General features: G+C 29.2%; 27 protein-coding genes and 1 other annotated feature. Of the genes, 8 read left to right on the forward strand and 19 right to left on the reverse strand.

Features of this window, described 5'->3' with window-relative positions:
• Window positions 1–140: 140 nt before the first annotated feature.
• Window positions 141–1541: a glycoside hydrolase family 1 protein gene (locus ABGT36_RS07910; RefSeq protein ID WP_087298392.1), complete on the reverse strand. Its 1401-nt coding sequence runs from the start codon at window positions 1539–1541 to the stop codon at window positions 141–143.
• A gap of 260 nt (window positions 1542–1801) precedes the next feature.
• On the opposite strand from ABGT36_RS07910, the gene ABGT36_RS07915 reads away from it, so the two are divergent.
• Window positions 1802–2677: a MurR/RpiR family transcriptional regulator gene (locus tag ABGT36_RS07915; RefSeq protein ID WP_087298391.1), complete on the forward strand. Its 876-nt coding sequence runs from the start codon at window positions 1802–1804 to the stop codon at window positions 2675–2677.
• Window positions 2678–2701: 24 nt separating this feature from the next.
• Here ABGT36_RS07915 and ABGT36_RS07920 read toward each other — a convergent pair whose 3' ends face one another.
• A complete protein-coding gene (locus ABGT36_RS07920) occupies window positions 2702–3370 on the reverse strand; it encodes an ATP-binding cassette domain-containing protein (protein WP_087298390.1) in 669 nt (222 codons plus the stop codon).
• 309 nt (window positions 3371–3679) lie between these two features.
• On the opposite strand from ABGT36_RS07920, the gene ABGT36_RS07925 reads away from it, so the two are divergent.
• Window positions 3680–4684: a transposase gene (locus ABGT36_RS07925; RefSeq protein ID WP_346677575.1), complete on the forward strand. Its 1005-nt coding sequence runs from the start codon at window positions 3680–3682 to the stop codon at window positions 4682–4684.
• Here the strand turns inward: ABGT36_RS07925 and ABGT36_RS07930 are convergent.
• The 5 genes from ABGT36_RS07930 to pnp all read right to left on the reverse strand — a co-directional run bounded on the left by ABGT36_RS07930 (window position 4652) and on the right by pnp (window position 10718).
• A complete protein-coding gene (locus ABGT36_RS07930; protein WP_300081483.1) occupies window positions 4652–5998 on the reverse strand; it encodes an ABC transporter permease in 1347 nt (448 codons plus the stop codon). The two genes, ABGT36_RS07925 and ABGT36_RS07930, sit on opposite strands and share 33 nt — an antisense overlap.
• Before the next feature lie 331 nt (window positions 5999–6329).
• Window positions 6330–6761 (reverse strand): GNAT family N-acetyltransferase, encoded by a 432-nt coding sequence (locus ABGT36_RS07935; RefSeq protein ID WP_300081486.1) that lies wholly within the window; start codon window positions 6759–6761, stop codon window positions 6330–6332.
• A 68-nt stretch (window positions 6762–6829) separates the two neighbouring features.
• Window positions 6830–7945, reverse strand: a complete 1116-nt coding sequence (locus tag ABGT36_RS07940; protein ID WP_087298387.1) for a 6-phosphofructokinase — start codon at window positions 7943–7945, stop codon at window positions 6830–6832.
• Between the two features lie 65 nt (window positions 7946–8010).
• Window positions 8011–8574 (reverse strand): Maf family protein, encoded by a 564-nt coding sequence (locus ABGT36_RS07945; RefSeq protein WP_346677578.1) that lies wholly within the window; start codon window positions 8572–8574, stop codon window positions 8011–8013.
• Entirely contained in the window at window positions 8574–10718 is a 2145-nt protein-coding gene (pnp, locus tag ABGT36_RS07950) for a polyribonucleotide nucleotidyltransferase (protein ID WP_346677579.1), read from the reverse strand. Before pnp ends, ABGT36_RS07945 begins: the two co-directional genes overlap by 1 nt.
• Before the next feature lie 124 nt (window positions 10719–10842).
• Here pnp and ABGT36_RS07955 point away from each other — a divergent pair, with 124 nt between their 5' ends.
• On the forward strand, window positions 10843–12099 hold the full coding sequence (locus ABGT36_RS07955; protein WP_087298384.1) for a hypothetical protein: 1257 nt from the start codon (window positions 10843–10845) through the stop codon (window positions 12097–12099).
• 80 nt (window positions 12100–12179) lie between these two features.
• Here ABGT36_RS07955 and ABGT36_RS07960 read toward each other — a convergent pair whose 3' ends face one another.
• Window positions 12180–12557, reverse strand: a complete 378-nt coding sequence (locus tag ABGT36_RS07960; protein ID WP_087298383.1) for a metal-dependent transcriptional regulator — start codon at window positions 12555–12557, stop codon at window positions 12180–12182.
• Between the two features lie 106 nt (window positions 12558–12663).
• Here ABGT36_RS07960 and ABGT36_RS07965 point away from each other — a divergent pair, with 106 nt between their 5' ends.
• The 4 genes from ABGT36_RS07965 to ABGT36_RS07980 all read left to right on the forward strand — a co-directional run bounded on the left by ABGT36_RS07965 (window position 12664) and on the right by ABGT36_RS07980 (window position 16622).
• Entirely contained in the window at window positions 12664–13458 is a 795-nt protein-coding gene (locus tag ABGT36_RS07965) for a ZIP family metal transporter (protein ID WP_308698444.1), read from the forward strand.
• A gap of 156 nt (window positions 13459–13614) precedes the next feature.
• Window positions 13615–13842, forward strand: a binding site (T-box leader).
• 51 nt (window positions 13843–13893) lie between these two features.
• A complete protein-coding gene (locus ABGT36_RS07970) occupies window positions 13894–14892 on the forward strand; it encodes an ABC transporter substrate-binding protein (RefSeq protein WP_087298559.1) in 999 nt (332 codons plus the stop codon).
• 10 nt (window positions 14893–14902) lie between these two features.
• Window positions 14903–15835 carry an ABC transporter permease gene (locus ABGT36_RS07975; RefSeq protein WP_087298381.1) on the forward strand — a complete coding sequence of 311 codons (933 nt, stop codon included), beginning with the start codon at window positions 14903–14905 and terminating at the stop codon, window positions 15833–15835.
• Window positions 15828–16622, forward strand: a complete 795-nt coding sequence (locus ABGT36_RS07980; protein WP_087298380.1) for an ABC transporter ATP-binding protein — start codon at window positions 15828–15830, stop codon at window positions 16620–16622. Before ABGT36_RS07975 ends, ABGT36_RS07980 begins: the two co-directional genes overlap by 8 nt.
• 19 nt (window positions 16623–16641) lie before the next feature.
• Here ABGT36_RS07980 and ABGT36_RS07985 read toward each other — a convergent pair whose 3' ends face one another.
• Window positions 16642–17274: a DUF421 domain-containing protein gene (locus tag ABGT36_RS07985; protein ID WP_346677582.1), complete on the reverse strand. Its 633-nt coding sequence runs from the start codon at window positions 17272–17274 to the stop codon at window positions 16642–16644.
• Between the two features lie 204 nt (window positions 17275–17478).
• On the opposite strand from ABGT36_RS07985, the gene ABGT36_RS07990 reads away from it, so the two are divergent.
• On the forward strand, window positions 17479–17682 hold the full coding sequence (locus ABGT36_RS07990) for a hypothetical protein (RefSeq protein WP_239406361.1): 204 nt from the start codon (window positions 17479–17481) through the stop codon (window positions 17680–17682).
• Window positions 17683–17755: 73 nt separating this feature from the next.
• Here the strand turns inward: ABGT36_RS07990 and greA are convergent, their stop codons facing one another.
• The 10 genes from greA to ABGT36_RS08040 all read right to left on the reverse strand — a co-directional run bounded on the left by greA (window position 17756) and on the right by ABGT36_RS08040 (window position 25072).
• Complete coding sequence (gene greA, locus ABGT36_RS07995; RefSeq protein ID WP_087298377.1) at window positions 17756–18241, reverse strand: transcription elongation factor GreA; 486 nt, start codon at window positions 18239–18241, stop codon at window positions 17756–17758.
• A gap of 56 nt (window positions 18242–18297) precedes the next feature.
• A complete protein-coding gene (gene udk, locus ABGT36_RS08000) occupies window positions 18298–18918 on the reverse strand; it encodes a uridine kinase (RefSeq protein WP_087298376.1) in 621 nt (206 codons plus the stop codon).
• Window positions 18915–20162, reverse strand: coding sequence for a U32 family peptidase (locus ABGT36_RS08005; RefSeq protein ID WP_087298375.1), 1248 nt, complete (start codon window positions 20160–20162; stop codon window positions 18915–18917). Before ABGT36_RS08005 ends, udk begins: the two co-directional genes overlap by 4 nt.
• Window positions 20146–21081 carry a peptidase U32 family protein gene (locus ABGT36_RS08010; protein ID WP_087370633.1) on the reverse strand — a complete coding sequence of 312 codons (936 nt, stop codon included), beginning with the start codon at window positions 21079–21081 and terminating at the stop codon, window positions 20146–20148. The genes ABGT36_RS08005 and ABGT36_RS08010 overlap by 17 nt, the downstream gene beginning before the upstream one ends.
• The gene (locus ABGT36_RS08015; RefSeq protein ID WP_296882565.1) at window positions 21081–21677 is read right to left on the reverse strand and encodes an O-methyltransferase; all 597 of its coding nucleotides are present in this window, start codon (window positions 21675–21677) and stop codon (window positions 21081–21083) included. The genes ABGT36_RS08010 and ABGT36_RS08015 overlap by 1 nt, the downstream gene beginning before the upstream one ends.
• Before the next feature lies 1 nt (window position 21678).
• Window positions 21679–22728 carry an endolytic transglycosylase MltG gene (gene mltG, locus ABGT36_RS08020; protein WP_087298372.1) on the reverse strand — a complete coding sequence of 350 codons (1050 nt, stop codon included), beginning with the start codon at window positions 22726–22728 and terminating at the stop codon, window positions 21679–21681.
• Window positions 22729–22838: 110 nt separating this feature from the next.
• Window positions 22839–23933: a beta-propeller fold lactonase family protein gene (locus ABGT36_RS08025; protein ID WP_346677586.1), complete on the reverse strand. Its 1095-nt coding sequence runs from the start codon at window positions 23931–23933 to the stop codon at window positions 22839–22841.
• A 58-nt stretch (window positions 23934–23991) separates the two neighbouring features.
• Window positions 23992–24387, reverse strand: a complete 396-nt coding sequence (locus ABGT36_RS08030; RefSeq protein ID WP_346677588.1) for a DUF1292 domain-containing protein — start codon at window positions 24385–24387, stop codon at window positions 23992–23994.
• A 12-nt stretch (window positions 24388–24399) separates the two neighbouring features.
• Window positions 24400–24819: a Holliday junction resolvase RuvX gene (gene ruvX, locus ABGT36_RS08035; RefSeq protein ID WP_087374729.1), complete on the reverse strand. Its 420-nt coding sequence runs from the start codon at window positions 24817–24819 to the stop codon at window positions 24400–24402.
• 1 nt (window position 24820) lies between these two features.
• Window positions 24821–25072 carry an IreB family regulatory phosphoprotein gene (locus ABGT36_RS08040; RefSeq protein WP_087298368.1) on the reverse strand — a complete coding sequence of 84 codons (252 nt, stop codon included), beginning with the start codon at window positions 25070–25072 and terminating at the stop codon, window positions 24821–24823.
• Window positions 25073–25075: the final 3 nt, after the last annotated feature.

Genomic DNA, 25075 nt, shown 5'->3' on the forward strand with positions numbered 1-25075 from the left:
TTATTTTATAAAAAATAAAAAAAAGAGTAAACATGATTAAAACAAATTATAATAACGTTTCACAATTAGTCTATATTTATTTAATATTATGAAACTTATTTTCATTTCTATAAAATAAAAAGATTTCCAAAATGGAAATCTTATTCAAATTCATTAGTTCTTGCTACTTCTCTAATCCAAGAAGCTGATTTCTTTTCTTTACGTTTATAACCATCATCTAAGCATACGCGAACAAATCCATAACGGTTTTTAAATGCATTACACCAAGACCAGTTATCAATAGCTCCCCAATAATGATATCCTAAACAATTTGCACCATCTTCAATAGATTTTGCAATCCATTCTAAATGATCTCTTACAAATTCAATACGATAATCATCTTGGATCACACCATTTTCATCCATGAATTTTTCTTCACCTTCAACACCCATTCCATTTTCAGAAATAAAGAAAGGTAAATCAGGACATTCTTTTTTGATTTTCATACCAAAATCATAAATTCCTTTTGGATAAATTTCCCATCCACGGTGTACATTCATTTTTCTTTCTGGCCAGATATATGGTTTTGCAATACAAGGTAATCCATTTTCATCAAATTTAGAATCAGGAGCTTGTACTCTAGTAGGTTGATAATAGTTAAATCCTAACCAATCAACTTTACCTTGTGCTAAAATTGCTTCATCACCAACACGACGATTAATTTTTATTTTCCAATCATTTTCAACTGTATCTAATACATCTTCTGGTAAATGTCCATGAGCAACAACATCTAACCACCAGCGATTGTGTAATCCATCAGTCATCCTAACTGCTTCTAAATCTTCTGGAGTTGGATTTTCTTTTGTATATGGTGGAGCAAAACAGTTGATCATACCAATCTTAGCATCCGCCATTAATTTTCCTTCTTCTTTTAATTGTCTAAAATTCATAACCGCTAAACAGTGAGCTAAAGTTATATTATATTGAACATTGATTGATTGTTTAAAATCTTTTACATATGGATACCAAACCCCATGTAAAAATTGTTGTTCTGGTTCAACGATTGGTTCATTAAAAGTAAACCAGTATTTAATTTTATGACCAAATTCTTCCATTGCTTTCTTTACAAAATTTGCATAAGCTTCAACAACTTCACGATTTTGCCAACCACCACGTTTAACTAAATATTCAGGCATATCAAAATGATACATGTTCATGAAGATTTCGATACCATTTTCATGAGCACAATCAATTAATTTATGATACCAGGCAGCACCTTCTGGATTAATATTTCCATCTTGATCTAATAATCTTGTCCATTGCATTGAAGTACGGAAAGATTTGAAATTCATACTTTTTAACAATTTGATATCTTCTTCATATTTGTGATACATATCATTTCCTACATAAGAACCAACATTGTTAAAAAAGGCATTGATTTCTTGATCAGAATACATATCCCAATATGAGCGAAGTCTTCCGCCAACGTTATAACTTCCTTCAGTTTGTGGTCCAGACATTGCTGCACCAAAGAAAAAATCTTTTGGTAATTTTATTGTCATATAGTTCCTCCTTGAAATTCACCACCATTATAAAGATTTTTTTTTATTTTGCCAATATTATGGAACACTTTTCTAATTAATTTTCATTTTTTTATCCAATTAGCAATATTTTATGAAACTTATTTCCATTTTAAAATTTTCTTCTTACAAACTTCATGAAAATATTATAAAAAAATAACTTTCAATAGTTTCATTTTTAAAATATAAAACAATTCTTTTATGAAACTTTCTTTCATGATATAATTTTATCGGTGATTAAAATGAGTATAATGACACAATTAGAATTTGAACTTAATTTCTCTAACTCAGAAAAAAATATTGCAAAATATATTCTCGATAATGGTGAAAATGTTTTAAATCTTTCTATTAAAGAATTAGCAAAAGAAACATATACTTCACCAGCTACAATTGTTCGTTTATGTCAAAAATTAGGTTTAGATGGCTTCCAGGATTTTAAAATCAAATATTCAGCTGAGTTGCAATATGATAATAAAAGTCGTATCGATGTCAATTTTCCATTTACAAAAGATGATAACAGTCGCTTGATTGCTAATAATATAGCTCGCTTACATCAAGAAGCTTTACAAGATACTTTAAGTCTGATTGAATTTGATAACTTAGATAAAATAATCGCTAAAATAGAACAAGCTAAACGGATTTATCTTTTCGGCTTTGGAAACTCGTTACTAGCCGGTTTAGATTTCCAACACAAAATGATGCGCATCAATAAAATGGTTGAGATTCGTAGTAACGCTGGTGAACAGGGATTTTTATCATATACATGTACTAAACAAGACGTAGCCATTATTATTTCGTATTCTGGTGAAACTAACGAGTTAGTAAGTATTGCTAAAAATTTAAAAAGACAGCATATTCCAGTTATTGCAATCACTTCTGTTGGTGATAATCGTCTATCTAAATATAGTGATTTTATAATAAATACCGGTTCTCGAGAAAAAATTTTTTCAAAAATAGCTCCCTACGCTTCTAAAACATCAATTTCATATATATTAGATGTAATTTTTTCATGTTTATTTAAGCTGCATTATGACCAGTATATAAATGAAAAACTAAATAATGATAAAAACAGTGATCATCGTCATCCTTATAAAAGTCCTATTAATGAAAAAGAATGAATTGTTATTTTAAATTCATTCTTTTTATATTTCAATAATTTGACCATTTTGTATTCTTAGTTGAACATCACACTTTGCAGCTAAAGATGGTGAACATGTTGAAACTATTACACAACGACCTTGATGAGCTAAAGTAATTAGATCATCTAAAAATTCCTGTGAATCTTTTTCATCGAGATTACCTGTGGGTTCATCTGCCAAGATTAAATCGGTATTTTTTACTATTGCTCTTGCAAGGGCAACTCGTTGTTGTAAATTAACAGGTAAATTATCAACACTTTCAAAACATTGTTTTTTCGACAAGCCTAATTTTTCTAAGATATTTAAACAATATTTCTTTTTATTACTTACTTTTATCTTTGCAATCTTTAAAGTGGCTAATATATTTTCATAAGCATTTAAATAATATATTAAATTACTAGATTTAAAAATAATTGCTGAGTCATTTCTTCGATATTTACTTAAACCAATTTTAGTTACATCATTACCTTTATAAATAACTTTTCCATTAGCAGGTTTATCTAAACCAGCAGCTAATATTACCGTAGCAATCTTGCCACTATCATCAGAACCTACAACACCATATATTTTGCCTTTATCAAATGAATAACTTGTATTTTTTAAAGATACATATTGATTTTTATAATTTTGATATGTATAAGTAACATTTTTAAATTCTAAAACATTTTCCATATTAATACTCCCTCGTATAATATGTACGTAATCATTTAATGATTTTTATTAAATTCATTATTGATTGTACATTCTAATTTTAAGATAATAGTTTTGTTTTGAATGAAGGTTTTATTCTCACTCCCTGTGGCTACTTCATGTACGTCCACTTCACAAAGACTTAATCCTTTAATCTTGACATCACTTTATACCCGAATTAGTTTGTTGCAGCAGTGTTTCTACACTTGTCTCCGTATTTGCGAGGTTGCGTTTGTCTTGATTTAGAGGTGCAATTCAATACCGATTACATATGAAAGAAGGTCATTATTTATGGAAAACAATTATATTCTTTACGTTGGCATGGACGCCTCTAAAGGCAAAGCAGATGCTGCTATCCTCAAGGTTTGTGATCGTAGATCTGTTAAACCTAAATTCTTACGAAAAAAACTATCTTTTAAATTTGTTAAATCAGAAGTTACTTCTTTTTTAGATACTGTTAGAAGTTATTCTGATGATAATTGTACCAGTATCTGTTTTGCTTTAGAAGTTACTGGTATCTATTCTACTAATGTCTATAACTTTATTAAAGCTAATCTTAACGATAATGAAAGCATCAGATTTTTAAATACTGATTTTGTCAATCAGTGGCGTAAAGCCCATAACATTGCTAAATCAGATCCTTTAGATGCTCAAACTATTTCAACTATCATTGGGACCGATTCTGATGTTCAGTATGTCAATGACAATGTTTTTGAAAACAAAAACGGATATCAAGACTTGAAAGCTTTAATACACAGACATTATCAGATCAAAAAAATCTATTCTCAAGAAATCAACCGTCTCATCGCACAATGTGATTGTTTATTTCCTGAACTTCAATATGTTTTCGAACCTAAATCAGCTGCTTTTATCGCTGTCTTATCTTCATATCCTACAACACATGATATCATAAATGCTTCTAAATTTGAAGTGTTCAATGTCGTTTATGAAGCTACGAAACATCGTTGTTCGATGGATAAGATTGATAAGCTCTTTGATTTATGCCGGGATACTCTGGTTCCTGATGATATTTCTTCTTACGGTAGAAACATCATCCTTGACCTTGTTGAAAACATTAAAAACATAAAAGGTCAACTTAAAGCAATTCAAAGATATATCGAAGATGTCGTGTCTTTAAATCCGGCTTATAAACTGCTTCTTACAATGACAGGATGCGGTCCTATAACTGCCGCAACTGTGATTGCTGAAACTGGTGATATAAGCAGATTTAAAAATGCAGACTGTTTTGTTTCTTATTCAGGATCAAGTCCTTTTTATCAAGATATCACCTGGTGAAATCTTACCAACATAAATTGCCGATATGATCATTGATAATAAACAAATTATTCCTGTTGATATTATTAAAATAGTTATTGAATTTATATCTAGTGAAACATTAAAAGCAAGACCATCTATACTTTGAAATGAACTGGTAATAATAGTATTTTTATCATATGTATCAATATTATTTTCATCGTTTTCATTAACAATATTTGGTACTACAATTATAATTTGCTCATTATTAGTAGTTGTATTTAAAGAATTTATTATTGTTTTATTTAGTATTCTTCCTGTTGATAAACATATAATCAACGCTACGACTGCTATCATGGCAATATTTAAAAATTGTTGTAAAATAATTTTTATTTTACTTTGGCCTAAAGATAAAAATATTTCGATTTCATTGTAATGCTTTTTTAATAATGATAATAATATAGTTCCTAAAATAATCGCTCCAATAATTATTATAATTATTATAAATACAGTTGCTGTAGTCTCCATTTTTTGAAAATTTGTGATATCTCGTTGATATGTAAGTAAATTGGTTTCTAGCGAAAAGTTATTAAAATCAATATTACTTTGTTTATTAGCTAAATTCATAAATTTATCAACATTTTTTAAATCATCTAAATAATAAACAGCTAAAGTTAAATCATCATTATTTGTTAGTGTTTGTCCTATTGATAAATCAGTATAAATTGTATTAAGCAAATCACTTTGTTTTGCCTGATTTAAAGTTCGATAATTTTTTATTTCATAAATACCTACTACTTTTAATTCTACTGATGTTGATTGATTATTAGATGAGTATATCGTAAATGTATCGTTAAGATTTAGGTTATTATTATTGGCTAAAGTCGTTTCAATTACACAATTATTAGTTCCAGCATCATCATTAGTTAACAGACGTCCTTCAATTAATTCATTAATATTATTAGTAAAATCATTCAAATTAGTCATTGAAGAATTAGCACTAATGATAAATCGATTATTATTTTGATTGTCATCATTTATATCAATTCTAATCGGATTTATTTGACTACTATTAGATTCAGTTGCAATATTATAATTATAATTCTTTACATATTGAAAATTACTTAATTGATTGGCCATATCAATTGTAATCTGGCTAGCAGTTTGACTATCATTATTTGGCATCAATGTAACTTCATTATTTGAATTTGCATATATCTGTTCAACCAAACTATTACTAGTTTGTCGGATTGCTAAAGCACAAATCAATAAATTCACTAATATAATTATTACCAAAAGTAATAATACAGTTTTGCCAATATTCTTTTTAAAACTTAACAAAGCATTTTTAACCATATTACATCCTCCTATCATAAATATAAGGACTAATATCGAAAATAAAATCATACAATTATGTAAAAAAATAGGAAACATCCCATTTTATAAATATTATCGAAAAAAAATAAAAGCTAGGATATTTATAGTTTTATCCTAGCTTTATTGATATCATTTTGATTAAATATCATTCTGATTTATCAACATTAATAATGTTGTTTTTTACCTGATACAACTATTTGATCATCACCTAATTGATCTTTTGCATTATCGTTATTAGTTTGTTTTTTAGGTTTCATTAAAATCACCTCATTTATATTATGGTCAATTTTAATTTTAAAATACTAATTATTTAAAAAATTATATTTTTCCAAATCATCGTGTACTCTTTTTCACCTGTATCAGTATCTGTACTTGAATTTTGAATTTTAAAATTTTCTCTTTGATAAAAATTTACAGCTTTAGTATTTTTTTGATACACATTTAATTTTAATTGTTGTTTTATTTCTTTTACATAATCTAATAACTGTTTACCAATACCTATAGACCGTTTTTGATTACAAACAAAAATTCCTGCTATATAATCATTGTTTAACCCAATAAATCCATAAATATTGTTATTTATTTCATAAACATATACTTCTGCCTGGACGATCATTTCTTTTACCAGTTTAAAACTATTATACCAATAATGTGGTGAAATAAATTGATGAGCTTCAATATTAGCAGTTAACCAGATTTCCATAACTATATCAATATCTTTTCCTTGTAGCTTTCTAATCAAAATATATTCTCCTATATGTAAATTAAAAAGGTGATAGAATCTAAGATCCTATCACGCATTTATCTTCATTATTCGTCTCCAAAACAAATACCAATTGCTTTTGCTGCTTTTACTAATTCACCATTAGGGTCAACATGTTTTTGTTTACCAAATTTAGCATCACCAATTACTTCTTCTAATGAAGTATAAGTCATTTCTTCACCTTTTAAAGTAACAACGTTACCAAATTTACCGTCTTTAATTAATTCAAGAGCTTTTACCCCAAAACGAATTGATAAAATTCGATCGTATGCTTGGATATCACCACCACGAATAATATGTCCTGGATTTACAGAACGTACTTCATGGTTTTTAATTGCTTTTTCTAAGTCATCTGCCACTTTTGCAGCTAATCCTGAATAACGTACTGGATCAGGACTATCTTCTACAATTTTACCAATTACTTTTGTTCCATCAGCGTATTTTGCCCCTTCTGCAACAGCAATTACTGTATAAGGATAACCTTCTTTATCACGTTTTTCTACGTGTTTTACAATGTTTTCAATTGTAAATGGTATTTCAGGAATCAAAATACAAGAAGCATTTCCAGCCATACCAGCATATAATGCGATCCATCCTGCATCACGTCCCATCAATTCGCAACAAATTATACGATGATGAGATTTTGCAGTCGTATTTAAACGATCAATAAATTCAGTACCTACAGATAATGCACTAATAAAACCATAAGTTAAATCAGTTGCTGGTAAATCGTTATCCATTGTTTTTGGAATTCCAATTACGTTAACACCTTTTCTTGAAAAATCACGAGCACTTGTTAAAGTACCGTCACCACCTAAAACAACTAATACATCTACTCCAGCTTTTTTTAAGTTTTCAACACCTACATCTGAAACGTCTTTTCTAACTTTTCCACCTTTACCATCATCTACTAAATAGTCGAATAAGTTATCTTTGTTTGAACTATATAAAATAGTTCCTCCTTCTTTGTAAATATTTTCAACCTTGTCTACTGTTAATTCTATGTAATCATTGTTATAAAGACCACGGTAACCATAAACATATCCAATTACTTCATAACCATATTCGTTAATTGCTGCTTTTGTTACTGCTCTAATAACAGCATTTAAACCTGGACAGTCTCCACCTCCAGATAATAATGCGATTCTTTTTATATCTGCCATATATATCCCTCCATGAGTTCTATTATAAGATTTTTCGAATTAAAACTCAACAAAAATGTTAACGTTTACAAAATTTCATTATCTTTTAAATATTTAATTAATTTATTGACCGGCAAACCAATTACTGTTTCTAAATCACCGTCTATTGTTTCAACTAATCTTTTTCCTTCACCTTGAATTGCATAAGCCCCTGCTTTTCCCTGCCATTCATTTAACGATAAATATTGTTTAATTTCTTCATCACTTAAGTCTTTAAATTTTACTTTAGTAGCGTCATGAAAAGTTGTTACTTGGTTTTGATCGATTATTGCAACAGCTGAATAAACAGTTTGAATTTTTCCAGATAAAAAACGGAGCATGTCAAAAGCTTCTTGATAATTTTTAGCCTTTCCTAGCATCTTTTCATCTAAACAAACCATTGTATCACTGCCAATAATAACGTCTTGAGGATATTTTAATGAGATTGGTAAAGCCTTTTGATAAGCTAATTTTTCTAAACGTAAAGGAAGTGTTAAAGACATATCTAACACTTCCTCTATTTCCTGATAATCAACTATAAAGTCGATATGATGTAATTCTAGCAGCTCTTTTCTTCTTGGTGAACTGCTAGCTAAAACAATCTGTCTCATTATTCAGATTTTGGTGCATCAGCTTTTGTTTCTTTTTTCAAAGGCTTTGGTAAAAGCGCCTTTCTAGAAACATTAACTTTACCTTTATCATCAACTTTAGTAACTTTAACTTTGACAATATCCCCAACTTTGATAACATCACCCATTTTTTTAGTTCTTTCATAAGCGTAATCAGAAATATGTAAGAAAGCATCAGTTCCTTCGAATAAATTAATAAACGCATAATTATCTTCAACTCTAACTGCTTTTCCATCATACACTTCGCCAACTTGAGCCTTTTTAACAATCTTTTCAATCAATGCTACTGCCTTATCAATTGCTTCCTGGTTATGATGATAAATAACAACTGTTCCATCTTGTTCAATATCAATTTTAACACCATCTGATTGATCAATAATTTCATTAATAGTTTTTCCACCTTGACCAATAACTGATTTAATTTGATCAGGATCAATTTTAATCATTTTAACTTTAGGTGCATATGGTGATAATTCGTCGCGTGGCTCACTAATAGTTGCCATCATATTAGCCATAATTTCTTTTCTAGCTTCTTTAGCTTGTGCTAAAGCTTCTTGAAGAATTTCTTTAGTAATACCATCAATTTTTATATCCATCTGTAACGCACAGATTCCTTTATCAGTTCCAGCAACTTTAAAATCCATATCTCCAAGGTGATCTTCCATTCCTTGAATATCAGTTAAAATTGTATAATCATCGCCTTTTTTTACAAGTCCCATTGCTACACCAGCAACAGGTGCTTTAATTGGTACCCCTGCTGCCATTAATGACATTGAAGAAGCACAAATTGAAGCTTGTGATGATGAACCGTTAGATTCTAACACTTCTGATACAACACGAATAGTATATGGGAATTCATCTTCGCTTGGAATTACTTGAGCTAAAGCTCTTTCACCTAAAGCTCCATGTCCAATTTCACGACGTCCAGGCGCACCCATTCTACCTGTTTCCCCAACTGAATATGGTGGGAAATTATAGTGATGCATAAAACGTTTTTGATCTTCTAACCCTAAACCATCAATTTTTTGATGTTCACCGATTGCCCCTAATGTAGTAACTGACAATACTTGAGTTTCACCACGAGTAAATAAAGCTGATCCATGAACACGTGGCAATAAATCAATTTGTGAATCTAATGGTCTAATTTCATTTAATTTACGACCATCTGGTCTAACTTTATCTTCAGTAATCAAACGACGTACTTCATCTTTTTCTAAATCATGTAAGATGATATCTACTTGTTTCATTACATTAGCTTTTACTTCATCACTTTCATATTCTTTATTATCATATTCCTCATTGACTTGTGCTATTAATTTATCAATAGCGTCATATCGTTCTAATTTACCTGGAATTGAAACAGCAGCGACCATTTCTTCTTTAGCACGCTCACTTACTTCAGCCACTAAATTTTCATCTAATTCAAATAGTGGTACATCGATTTTTTCTTTACCGCATGCTTCAATAACTTTTTCTTGGAAAGCGATTAATTCTTTAATTTTTTCATGTCCAAATAATAATGCTTCTAGCATTACTTCTTCACTGACTTCTTTAGCATCAGCTTCTACCATGTTAATAGCATCTTTAGTTCCAGCTACTTCCAAATTAATTAATGATCTTTCTAATTGTTCTGGTGAACCATTAACAATAAATTCACCATCTACTAAACCAACATTAACCCCAGCAATTGGTCCATTAAAAGGAATATCAGAAATACATAATGCTAAAGAAGCACCTAACATTGCTGTCATTTCAGGAGTAGCATCTTGATCTACTGATAAAACAGTATTAATACTTTGTACTTCATTTCTAAAACCATCAGCAAATAATGGTCTGATAGGACGATCGATCATTCGAGCAGTTAATGTTCCATGTTCACTTGGTCGCCCTTCACGTTTTAAAAATCCGCCTGGAATTTTACCAACGGAATATAATTTTTCTTCATATGTAACTGTTAATGGAAAAAAATCAACATCTTTTGGTTCTTTTCCAGCAACAACAGTTGATAAAATAACTGTATCATTATATCTAACTAATACAGCACCATTAGCCTGTTTAGCTAACTCTCCCACTTCAACACTTAGATTTTTACCATAAAAATCCATACTAAACACTTGTTTATTCATTCTTTCACCTCATCTATTATCTTAGCCATTATAACATAAAAAATTTCTTTTCAAAACAATTTCTTACCTTAACTACTGCAAAAGAGAATAAAAAGATGTTATAATAGTAATCAGAGGTGAGTTTATGAATGAAAATGAATTAAAAAGTTTAGAAGTATACAATGAAAAGTTTAAGGAGGATCCTACTTCTTTTAATGATTTCCAAGCCAATGATTATATTAAGCTGTTAAAGAAAAGTGATAATAATGAAGAAGCTATTGAAGTCGGTAAAACTTTCATGTCACAATGTCCAAATTTAAGAGGATACTTAAATCAATATGGATATGCTCTTTACAATAAGTATATTAATATTGATGATGAAAAAATCCAGGAAAATGAAAATCTATTCTTTAGTATTTTAGATGACATTTTAGCAGTATGTAAACAAGAACGTTATTCGCCAATGGAACCTGCTGTTAATAGAGCAATTAAATACTTACAAAGAGTAAAACCAAATGATCCTGATAAATTAATCGAAGTTCTTAATTTACTTGATCCAAACCTATTAGATGACAAACCTTTTACTAATGATGAAGGTAAAGAATTTGAATCTAAAAAAGAACGTTACTATCGTTTAAAAGTTAAAGCTTTATATGAAGCAAAACGTGCAAGAGAATGTGTTGAAACAGCAAATAATGCTTTAGCATTACCTATTAAATGGCATTTTAACACTTTACAATGGATCAATTATCAAAGAGCTTGTTCTTTAGTTGATTTAGAACAATATGATGAAGCTAAAAAGATTTTCTTATCTTTACATAATCATATTCGCAGTGTCAATTTCTATGAAGTTTTATATAAAACATATTCTAAAACTGGTAATATCAAAGAAGCAAATGCTTATTTACTTTATGAATTCTTTGAAAATGGATATTCTATTAATCATTTAGGAATTTATCAAAGATTAATGGAAGCTACTCAAAGAACAAATGATCCTATGTTAATAGAAATCGTTGATATTTTCTTAACTAAACTTTGTCAAGAAAATAATCGTGACTATACACCTGTTGGTGATTATGGTGATAAATATAAAGATCAAAATTCTGAATATTTATACGATGAATTATATGAAAAAGTTATGAATAATCTTGATAAATATGTTGAAAGAGTTGAAGGTACTGTTGTTCATTACAATAAAGAACGTGGTATTGGAACTATTTCTCGTCATGATCAAGATGGTATTTTCTTTAGACAAGCTGATTATGTTTACGATGAAGATGTACAACGCCGTGATAAAGTTGAATACACTCCATTAGAAACATTTGATCGTAAGAAAAATGTTGTAACTAGCAAAGCTATTTTAATTATTACTACTGAAGAGTACATTAATTTTGGTTATTAAGATAACAGTTAAAAGGCAAAGATCAATTCTTTGCCTTTTGTTTTATCCGATTTTTTTGCTACAAAAGATTCTTTTAAATATTATTCATCCCTATTTTTTAAATATGCCTGCATTGCTTTAATACTTTCATCTGAAATTACATGTTCAATCAAACAAGCATCTTTATCAGCAATTTCCTCATCAATATTTAAAACCTCTATAAATAACTTTTTAATAGTCTGATGTTTATTAGAAAAAAATTCAGCCATTTCAATCCCTTTAGGCGTCAATTTTATATCAGAATATTTCTCATAGTTAACATAGCCATTTTTAGATAAAACAACAACCGCATTATTAACACTTGGTTTAGATACCCCTAATCTTTTAGCGATATCACTAACCCGAGCCTTTTTCCCGTCTAATGAAAGCTCATAAATTAACTCTAAATAATTTTGCATCGCAATTGTCATTTCTTCCATTCAATACCACCCCTAATGGAATTATAATAGCATAAAACGGTTATTTTCTCAATACTGTGCCCATAAAGAGCAATTAGAAAAGCATAAAAATAATTGAGGTGAAATAATGAAATTTTTATTATCATTAAATCCAATTACTATTGTTTTTTTAGTAGCTACATTTAATTGGTTGATGACTTTTTTTGGAGCTTCATTGGTTTACTTTGTTAAAAGCGCTAATAAAAAATTAATTTGTGTCGCTTTAGGCAGTTCGGCTGGAATAATGATTGCTGCCTCCTTTTTTTCTTTGCTTCTTCCTGCTAAAGAGCAATTAGAAAATAGTGGCAAAATCGCGTTATTAATGATTCCTGCTGGCTTTATCTGTGGGGTCTTACTTTTAATGACCTTTGATAAACTATTACCTCATGAACATATGATGACTCATGTCCAGGAAGGTATCAATCCTAGTCGTTTTTCTAAAAATAAATTATTGATGTTAGCTATGACTTTGCATAATATACCTGAAGGGTTAGCGGTTGGCGTAGCTTTTGCTGGAGCTGCTAATGGTAATTATTTAAGCGCTATAATTTTAGCAATTGGAATTGGTATTCAAAACTTCCCTGAAGGTACTGCAATTGCTTTGCCGATGTTACAATGTGGAAAAAGTCGTTTTCAAGCCATGATGTATGGCCAATTTTCTGCTCTAGTTGAAGTCCCAGCTGCTTTAATAGGCTTTATTTTTGCTAGCATTACTAATGTTACACTACCTTTTATATTATCTTTTGCTGCTGGAGCTATGTTTTTTGTTTGTATCGAAGAACTTATTCCTGAAGCAAATGCAACTGAGGGTATTGATTTAGGGACAATAAGCTTCATGATTGGCTTTGTAATTATGATGTCTTTAGATATTTTATTATCATAATATTTAAAAGAGAAATAATTGTTATGTCTTATCATTTCGATTCTTTCTCTTTTTAAATAATTACTTATAGTTAATAAATGCTGTAAGGATTAAAAAATTTTTACATATTGACAAAAACGTTTCAATACCGTATTATTTTTTTAAACAATTATTTAGACAAAGACATTGAAGTGAACTAGTAAATATGGCTTAGACATCAGAGATATTGTGGTTGGTGAAAACAATACGTTAAGACATATTGAATTCATCATGGAGTTGGATTGCTGATATGTAGGCAGTTACCGGTTGTTGACCGTTATCACAAACAAGTTTCATACTTACTAAGGTTATTAATGCGAATTAATAGCAAATTTGGGGTGGTACCACGACTTTGTCGTCCTCTTAGGAGGACTTTTTTTGTTTAAAGAATTGAAAGAAACGAAGGGAGAGTTTTTTATGAAAAAATTATTTAGTGGTTTGTTAGCTATAGCAATGTGTGCTAGTATTACTGGCTGCGGTACTGGAGATAGTGGTGGCAGCACTGGTGAAGTAAAAGATTTATCAGAAGTAAAAATCGGAGTTGTTCAATTAATGCAACACGATGCATTGGATGCTTCTTATGAAGGGTTTAAAGACGTTTTAGTTGAAGCTGGCGTTGATGAAGACAATATCGACTACCAGGTCGCTGGGGATGCTGCAAACTGTCCAACTATCGCTGATAAATTAGTTAATGACGGCAATGATTTAATTTATGCAATAGCTACACCAGCATTACAATCAGCAGCAGCTGCAACAACTGAAATCCCAATTGTCGGTTGTGCCATTACTGATTATGAAAGTACTGACTTAGTTAAAAGCAATGATGAACCTGGTGGTAATGTTACTGGTGCTAGTGATTTAACACCTATTAATGAGCAGTTTGACCTATTAACTAAATTATTACCAGATGCAAAAAAAGTTGCTATTATGTACTGTGGTAGTGAAGACAATTCAATTGTCCAAGGTGAAATTGCTCAAGAAGCAGCAAAAGATCATAATTTAGATTATGAAGTTTATACAGTAACTGATTCAAATGATATTCAAGCTGTTACTAATCAAATTGTCAGTGATGAAAATGATGTTGTATATATTCCTACTGATAATACTTTAGCAACTTATATGAGCAGTGTTGAAGCTATCACTTCACAAGCTAAAATTCCTTGTATTGTTGGAGAAGAAGGAATGACTAACAATGGTGGTCTTGCAACATATGGTATTAATTATGAAAATTTAGGTCGCGAAGCTGGTAAACAGGCTTTAGCAATCTTAAAAGGTGAAAAAACTGCTGCAAATACACCAATTGTTCAATTAGATGCTAAAGATTGTACAATGGTAATTAATTTAAAAGTTGCTCAAAAATGTGATATTACAATTAACAAAGAAGATTATCCAGAAGCAACATTTATTGAAGAATAGGAGTTAAAAAATGGGTTTATTCTATACATTTTTAGGAGCTGTTGATTTAGGATTAATTTGGGGATTTTTAGCTCTTGGCGTATATATAACATTTCGTTTATTGGATATTGCAGATTTGACCGTTGATGGTAGTTTTACAACTGGTGGTGCTGTTTGTGCAGTTTGTGTTTTAAACGGTATTCATCCATTATTAGCATTATTAATTTCAATTCTAGCTGGTTTTTTAGCTGGAGCAATAACCGGAATTTTGCATACTAAATGTAAAATTCCAGCTATTTTAGCTGGTATCTTAACACAAATCGGTCTTTATTCGATAAACTTAAGAATTATGGGTGGCCGTGCTAATTTACCATTAACTACAGCTAATACTTTATTCGCTGATTTATCAGTTAGTTTAGATATTAATAGATATTATATCGCTTTGGTAATTTCATTAATTTTTGTAATTATATTTATTGCTTTATTATACTGGTTCTTTGGTACTGAACTTGGTTCAGCAATTAGAGCTACCGGAAACAATGAACAAATGGCAAGATCTTTAGGTATCAACACTGATACCATGAAATTACTAGGATTAACTATTAGTAATGGTTTAGTTGGATTATCTGGTGCTTTATATGCCCTTTATGGTCAAGCAACAGATGTTCGTGTTGGAACAGGAGCAATCGTTATTGCATTAGCATCAATTGTTATTGGTGAAGTAGTTATTTCTAGTAAAAAAGGCAATTTTGCTTTGAGACTAACTTCAATAATCATTGGTTCAATTATTTATCGTATTATTGTTGCTTTAGTTTTACAAATGGGATTAAATACTGATGATTTAAAACTATTAACTGCTATTTTAGTAGGTATCGCTTTAACAATACCAATTATGTTAAATAAACGAAAACAAATATCGATGTATAAAAAATTAACTGGAAAGGAGATTAATCAAGATGCTTAAATTAACAAATGTAAGTAAAACTTTTAATCTAGGAACAGTTAATGAAAAAAAAGTTTTGCATGATATTAATCTGGTTTTAAATGAAGGTGATTTTGTAACTATCATTGGTGGTAATGGTGCTGGTAAATCAACTTTATTAAATATGATTTCTGGATTATATCCTTTAGATTGCGGTATTATTACTCTTGATGGTGAAGATATTTCTTTACAACCTGAATATCAAAGAGCTAAAAAAATTGGTCGTTTATTCCAAGATCCAATGTTAGGAACAGCTGGTGACATGCAAATTTTAGAAAATCTTGCTCTTGCTAAACGTCGTGGTCAAAAACGTGGTTTAGCCTGGGGTGTAACTAAAAGTGAAAAACAGGAATATTACGAATTAGTAAAATCGTTAAATTTAGGTCTAGAAGATCGCCTAACAACAAAAATGGGACTGCTTTCTGGTGGTCAAAGACAAGCAGTAACATTATTAATGGCTACTTTACAAAAACCAAAATTATTATTATTAGATGAACATACAGCCGCTTTAGATCCTGCGACATCAGCAAAAGTATTAAAATTAACTAACGATATCATTCTTAATCAGCATCTAACAGCAATGATGGTAACCCACAATATGAAAGATGCAATTGACGTTGGTAATCGTTTAATTATGATGTATAATGGTCATATCATTTATGATGTTAGTGGTGAAGAAAAAAGAAAGCTTACTGTTGAAGACTTACTTCATAAATTTGAAGCTGCAAGCGGTGAAGAGTTTGCTAATGATAGAATGTTATTAGGATAGAACTGTTAAAATTACAGTTCTATTTTTTTATAACAAATAATTTCCCCTTTTCAGGAATACAGCAAAATACATCTTCAATTTTATCAATGCCTTGTTTTTTTAATTGGGCAAGCAGCCAGTTGGTATCTCGATTAAGTAATTTTAAATTATCATAGTCTACTACCCCATCGCAAATTAAGGCATCTGGTAATTCAACAACACATTGGTCTTTACAAATAACTGATAAAGAACCATTGGTTTCCAACAATGCAAATTCAACTTTAGAAATACTATCAATATCGTTTACTCGTAAATGATGGGTTAGATCATTTACAGTATACCTTTGTTCTTTCATCTTTTTTTGATCAAGTTTTCCCTTAAAAATAATATATGTAGGTTTTCCTTCAAAAATATCTCTAAGCCGTTTTGACTTCATCGTTATTATCGATACACAACGATCTAAAAGGATCAAGGTCATTGTTGCTATAATACCATGAATAAAAGTAAAATCACTATCTCCTAATGTATTAATCATTATTTCTGCAATAATTAAAAAAACTACAAAATCAAAAACATTTAATTGACTAAATTCTTTTTTTCCAAAGAATCTTAAAATGATCGTTAAATAGATATAAATCCCTAAACTAAATAAAAACACTTCTAAGATACTCATATTTTATCATTCCTTCAATATAATATAATAAGATAAAAAGGGAGGGAAAATATGAAATCATATTTTAAAATATATTTGAAATTTGCCTTATTTATACTTATTAGTTTTATATTCATTAGTATAATCCTTGCCGGAATAATAAGTTTTATACACATCCCTAATTTTATTTATCATCTTATTATAAATTTAATAGCCGGATTATTAATGATTGTTTGGGGTTTTTTAATTGTAAAAACTTTTAAAAAAAATGCTATCTATCACAGTCTATTATGTGGTCTTATTTTTGCCCTTGTTGCTTTAATGGTCAATATTGATGATATTAATATTTTAAATATTATTTCCAGACCATTTGTTTTAATTACAACAGTAATAATTTTAAATTACTATCAAAGAAAAATAGATAATTAGTTAAAAAAATTATTAAAAAAGTAGAAATAGATAATAAACTCAGTTATTAAATATTTCTACTTTTATTTAAAATTTAGTTTTTAAATTCAATATTTAGAATTCTTACATCATATGGTTCAGCAACCCCAACTGTAACAATTTCATTAACACCATGTCCTAAAACAGCTTTAGCTAATGGTGATTCATTAGAAATTTTACCATTTAATGGATCAGTTTCTGTATAACCAACAATTTTATAACTTTCAGGTTCCGCATCATCTTCAGATAAATCTAAAATAGTTACTGTAGTACCAGGTTTTACTACTTTTAAATCCATCTGATCTTCAGAAATAATTTCAGCATGCTGAAGCATATAATCAATTTCTTTGATTCTTGCTTCCAAATGAGCTTGTCTTTCTCTTGCTGCATCATAATCAGCATTTTCTGATAAGTCACCTTGAGATCTTGCTAATTGTAATTCTTCAATAACTTTAGGTCTTTCGACATTAATCAAGTTATTTTTTTCTTGTTCTAATTTTTCTACACCGCTTTGGGTCAACAAAACTTTTTCGCGTTCCATAATATCACCTCGTAGTCAATAATATAGCATAATTCCATATAAATATCTAGTCTAACTTATGAGACAATCGAAGAAATTTTTGTAATCAATAAGTCAACAGCTACCTGATTACTACTACCTTCAGGTATAATGATATGCGCATACTTTTTAGAAGGCTCTACAAATTGTTCATGCATTGGTCTAACTGTTTGTAGATATTGGTTACAAACTGACTCTAAACTTCTTCCTCTTTCTTGCATATCACGTTTTAAACGTCTAATAAAACGAATATCAGCATCGGTATCGACATAAATTAAAATATCACATCGTTCTCTAATCTGTACTTCATTTAATACAAATAATCCTTCTAGAATAAACACATCGCGAGGATTAATAACTTCAACTTGTAAACTGCGATTATGAACAGTAAAATCATAAATTGGTTTTTCGATACTTTGATTAGATTTCAATAAATCAAGATGCTTAACTAATAAATCCATATCAAAGGCAAGTGGATGATCATAATTAGTTTTAACCCGTTGTTCCATTGTTAAATGTGACTGATCTTTATAATAATCATCCAAACGAATTATTTTTATAGTGTGTTCATGCTTAAAATATTCATAGATTTCATTAGCAATCGAACTTTTACCAGATGCACTACCACCAGCAATACCAATTATTATCGGTTTTTTCACTTTGTTATCCTTCTTCCCATATCATCAACTTTTAATTTATAGCAAACAGGTAATTTAAGTATTTCCATTGGATGATTAGCAACACTAACTTCTTCGTTTTCTTCATTAATAATTTTTTCTACTGGCACAATTACATTTTCATGACTTGGACTGAAAAATTCAATTTGATCACCTAGTTTAAAGTAATTACGCTGTTCAATAATAGCCATTTGATTTGACTCATCATAGCCAATAACACGAGCACAAAATTCTTGTGTTGGGTGTTCATCGCGCTGATTATAAATCTGTTTATTATTATCAGCCTGATTATCAAAAAATCCAGTACATAAAGCTCGATTAGCCGCTTTTAATAATTCTTGATAATATTTATCACTCATTACAAAATTATCAGGGTCTTTACAATAATCATCTATTAACTTACGATAAGTTGAAACAACTGTTGCAATATAATGTAACGATTTCATTCGCCCTTCAATTTTAAATGAATTTACTCCTAATTCTATCAATTCTGGAATGTGATTGATCAAAGCCATATCTTTACTTGACATACTAAATGGAATCACACCATTATCATTTACTTGTTTATCTTTTATAAATAAATCATAATACCAGCGACAAGACTGCGAACAACCACCACGATTGGCATCACGTCTTGAAAAATAATTAGATAACATACAACGTCCTGAATAATGAATACACATAGCACCATGAATAAAATATTCAATATCAATATCAGTTTTATCTAAAATTGTTTTTAAATCCTGATAACATACTTCACGTCCTAAAACCACGCGATCCATCCCTAAATTTTGATAAAACTTAATTGCTTTACTATTTAACGTTGATAACTGTGTGGAAACGTGAACTTCTAAATTTAAATTTAGTTTCTTAGCAATACTCATTATATAAGGATCAGCAACAATAATTGCCTGAACTCCTATTTCATCTAATGTTTTTAAATATTGTTCAATTCCATCTAAATTATCTTGATGCAAGATAATATTACATGTTACATGAATAGCAGCATTATATTTTTTAGCAAACGTAACTGCCTCTTTAATATCTTCTAAACTAAAATTTGATGCACTAGAACGCAATGAAAACTCTTTTCCACCTACAAAAACAGCATCAGCACCGTATTTAATAGCTACTTTTAATTTCTCTAAATTTCCAGCAGGCGCTAATAATTCAGGCTTTTTTACAATTACCCTTTTACCATCAATTATCTTACTTACATTTCTCATTTTCTTCTCGCTTTCTTACATCATCAATTTTATAAACAGTATTATCAAACATAAAACTATGATAATATTCAACTTCTGGTGTTAATTTTTTTAATTGTGCCATTAAATCATGAGATACTTTTCCAAACTGTTGTTTTTGACAACTATCAATTGCATCTTGATATAAGTTTACAATTTCAACTAATTTTAAATCATCAACGTATAAAGATTCGATATATAAATAATCAAAATCACTCATACTACTCATTATATCTAAACAGCACATTTGCTGCTTAGATAAAATATGACAGCCATATTGATCTTCATATATATGACATTGATAATCTACTCCATTAGCCTTAATGGTAATTTCATCATCAATTGATACTTGATTTTCATGTCCTATTTCTTTGAAATAATTTGTTAACAGCTTACGTTTAGAATAAGCCATATATTCAACACCATGAATTTGAACTACTGTTTTGATATTTGTTTCTTGAGCAATTTTTTGTTTTTCATTTAAAGGAATTTCCCGCGCTAAAAAAGCACCATCAATACCTTGTAATCCTAAATAATTTAATGTTGCTTGATTGGTATTTAAAGTATCTGGATGATAGATCATTTTAAAATGATAATTTTGTTCTTTACAAATTTGTAAAACAGCAAAATCCTGAAATAAAATACCATCTATTTTTAATTCATTTAATTTAGCTAAATGCTTTTCTAATAAGTCTAAATTGCTTTCTTCTATCAAAGCATTGACTAATACCCAAAGTTCTTTATCACCTAATTTTTCTTTTAACTTAGCTAATTGATGATAATCTAAACTTAATGCTTGACGACATGAAAAATATTTTGTTCCAACAACAAAATATTTAACACCAATACTTAAAAAATCATATAAAAATTTATCACTATTTAATGCTAATACTAATTCCATTACTTCACCTTTTTTCTTATTACACAAATACCATCACCAACATGATAATATTCAACATCGTATTCTTCATGATCAAAAATCCATTCTTTAAAACGCTTTATTTTTTTTACCAATTGTCGTGTATTACGATTCTTTATTTTATCTATCTCAAAAACCATGCCGTGAAAATCTAAATTATCGACAACACAAACACCATTATCATTAACTAAAGGCATATATTTTTCAAAAAACTTTTGATATTGAGCTTTTGCAGCATCAATAAATAAACAATCATATTTTTTTAAAACAAGCTGATTTATATCTAATGTTAAAGCATCATCATGATGAATAATAATTTTATCATTCATCCCATAATCATTAATATTTTTTACAGCTTCTAAATAGCGTTGTTGATCTAGTTCTATTGTTTCTACTTTAAAATCATCAATATTTGTTACTAACATTAATGCTGAATAACCAATAGCACTACCTATTTCTAAACAATTGCTACAATTATATTGTTTAAATATATCGACCATAAAGGCCAATCCCGCTTTTTGCATAATCGGAATATTTTTTTCTATCGCTTCTTTTTCTAATTCTACTAACTCTTTCATCTTAATACCATTTATTTTCACTTACAACTTTTAGATGTTCATCATATGTATTGGAATAAATTACCGTACCATCTTCTAAAGCAAAGAAAAACATTGCTTCGAAATCTTGATAATTTAAACATGATTCAATAATTTGATTAGATACATTGCTAATTGGTCCAACTGGTAAACCATCATAATAATATGTATTATATTTTGAATCAACATTTAAATCTTTATAAGTAACAGCAACTGTTTTAATTTGATTAGCGTAATTTACTGTTACATCACTTTGAAGACGCATAGGTTTTTCTAATCGATTTATAAATACGCCAGCAATTTTTTCTTGATCATCTTGATTGCCAGAAGCTTCACATTGTACTATTGAAGCAAATGTTAAAAACTGATGCATAGTTACTGGATTACCATTTATTGTAAAGCTAGCAATTTTATCTTTATATTTAGATAAATTTTTATCCGTTTGATCTAACATCATTTCAGTAACATCTTCAATTGTAGTATTACTAGCAGTAATAATATATGTTTCAGGAGCAAAATAACCTTCTAATGAAAACATAACATCGGGATTTAAAATACTTTCATCTAAAAACCAGTATTTTTTTATTAATGAATTTAAATATTCACTATCAGACCATTTGGCTAAAACTTCATTACTATCAACTTCTAGAGCTTCACCAACTTGTGTAGCACAATCAGTAATTCGATAACCATCTAAAATTGTTACTCGAGCAGAAGATATATAATCTTTATCTCCTTCTAAGACCTGACATATTTTTGGTAAATCCATATTTTTATTTAAAACATATGTATTTGCAATAAAATCATAACTATTTAGTTTTAAATAAATATTAGCTACTGTCTTATTTTTTATCAAACCAGCTTTATCTAACTGATCTAAAACAGATGCATTTGAACCTGATATTTCTACAATTACTTCCTCATCTTTTGAAGAAACAGCACCTTGTCCATCAAAATAAACAAATGTTAAAACTAGCACCAAAATTAAAACACTAGCAATTATTCCAATAATGATTTTATGTATTTTTTTCATAAACGCCTCCATTTTTTACATTATATGATATTTTTTATGCTGTTTCAACTTATTTCACTACTACTAGTATGACAAGAAAAAATAGAGATGAAAACATCTCTATCGAAATTTTAATAAATTGTTTCAAATTTAGTAATACATACTGGCTCATTTACCATATAACTGTATTTAGTTTCAAATAACATACCACCACGTTCTTTGCGGTATTCATAGCTTTCTACTACGCCACCTTTTTGACATACTACAACGATCCAGCGATCTTTAAAGATTTTTAAATCACGTGGATTTGGTGAAGTATCAACGAAATCTTTATAAGTTAACATACCAGTTTCTTTATCAATAATAAATAAAGATAAACTATCATGTCCACAGTTGGTAACATATAATCTTTCTTCTTTTTCGCTAAAAATCATTTGACTAGCAGTACTTGGTATATCTTCATAACCTTCTTTTGGATACGTATCAATAGTTTGAATCAACTCAAAATTTAAATCATTATATTTATAAACGTTTATAGTACAAGATAGCTCATTTAATACATAAGCGATTGTTCCAGCTTTGTTAAATAAAATTTTATTAGGACCAGAACCTGGTTGTAAATCAAATGAATGTTCTTCATCCAAAGCAATTTCACGATCAATCATTTTAAATAATAAAACTTTATCTAAACCTAAATCAACTACAATTAAACGTTGTTTATCTGGTGTAAAATCAACATAGCATGGGTGTGGTTGATTTTGTCTTTTAGGGTCAATACTATGACCTTCTAATTGATATCTAGAACATGGTGCAATTAGTTTTTTCTTTTCAATACGAGCTACTAAAATTTCACTATTATAATAATCTACTGCATATAGTCTATCAGCTGTTTCGTGATCTCCATTAGTACAAGCATGAACATAAGTTTTACCATTATCACTAATATGTGAAACTAATGCTAAAATATCTGACGTTGCAGCATATGAACAAATTCCGCCATCCCCTTGTGTACCGGAACGATTTTTATAAGTCACACAAACAAAACGACCATAATTAAAACTATAAATCGGATCTGATGGTGTCTTAAAAAATTTTTTATATAATATTTCCCCATTTTCAACATCAACTTGAAATGTATAAAGCCCTCTAGTTTGATCATTACCATAAGAATTAACAAAGAATGATTCTGTTATTCTCTTTTTCCCAAATAAACCAAATAAAGCCATTTAATAATACCACCTTTTCTATTTTTAAAGATAAAAAAGCTAATTTAATTAGCTTTTATTAATTATTTTTACTGTTATGACAGCATTCTTCTTCATTTTCATGGTTATGACAACATTCATGATTACCATGGCCTTGACCATGACAGCACTCATGATCTTTTTCATCATGATGATGACAACCATTACCGCCATGACAACATTCATGATTGTTTTGTTGCTCTCCCATAAAACTTTGGAATACTTCTTCTACTAATTCCCATTCTTCAGGGGTTTCAATTGGGAACAATTGTCCAGTTTCATCATAAATTGATGCATAAACACTAGGTTCATCTAATGATGCATCATAGTATAAAACATATTGCTTATTTAATTCATCGTTATTAAAAGTAAATAAGACTTCAAATTCTTTTTCATTTCCTTGGTCATCAATAACCTGGATTTTATTTGCTTCCATTAATATTCCTTTCTATTTACTGTCTAAGTATCCTTGTAATATTGCTACTGCTGCCATTTTATCAATTACTTTTTTTCTTTTCTTGCGTGAAACATCAGCAAAAATCAATTGATTTTCAGCTGCTTTAGTAGTTAATCGTTCATCTACTAAAACAACATTTATTCCTGGAACTTCTTTTTCTAACATTTCTTTAAATTTAATAGAAATCTGAGCTCTTATTCCTAGATCACCATTCATATGTTTAGGAAGCCCAAGAACAACTGTTTCAATATCATTTTCCTTAATGATCTTAGCAACATATTTACAAGCAGCATGATAATCGTTTTCTTTAAAACGATACGTTTCTACACCATGAGCAATCATTCCTAATAGATCACTCATGGCAATACCGCAGGTTTTAGAACCTAAATCTAAACCTAAAATTCTTTTCATTCTATTTCTCCAAATATGATTTGACTAATTCTTCAATAATTTCATCACGTTCAATTTGTTGGATAATATTTCGAGCATTCTTATGACTAGAAATATAAGCAGGATCATTAGAGATTAAATACCCAGCAATTTGATGTACTGCGTTATAACCTCTTTCATTTAACGCTTCTATTACTGTTTTTAGATTTTGACGAATCATTTCACGTCGCATATCTTCAGAACTGAATACTTTTGTTTTTGTTAAATCTTGCATAAT

The organism is Erysipelatoclostridium sp. An173, assembly GCF_963931465.1.
In the GTDB taxonomy this organism is placed as follows: domain Bacteria; phylum Bacillota_I; class Bacilli_A; order Erysipelotrichales; family Coprobacillaceae; genus Thomasclavelia; species Thomasclavelia merdavium.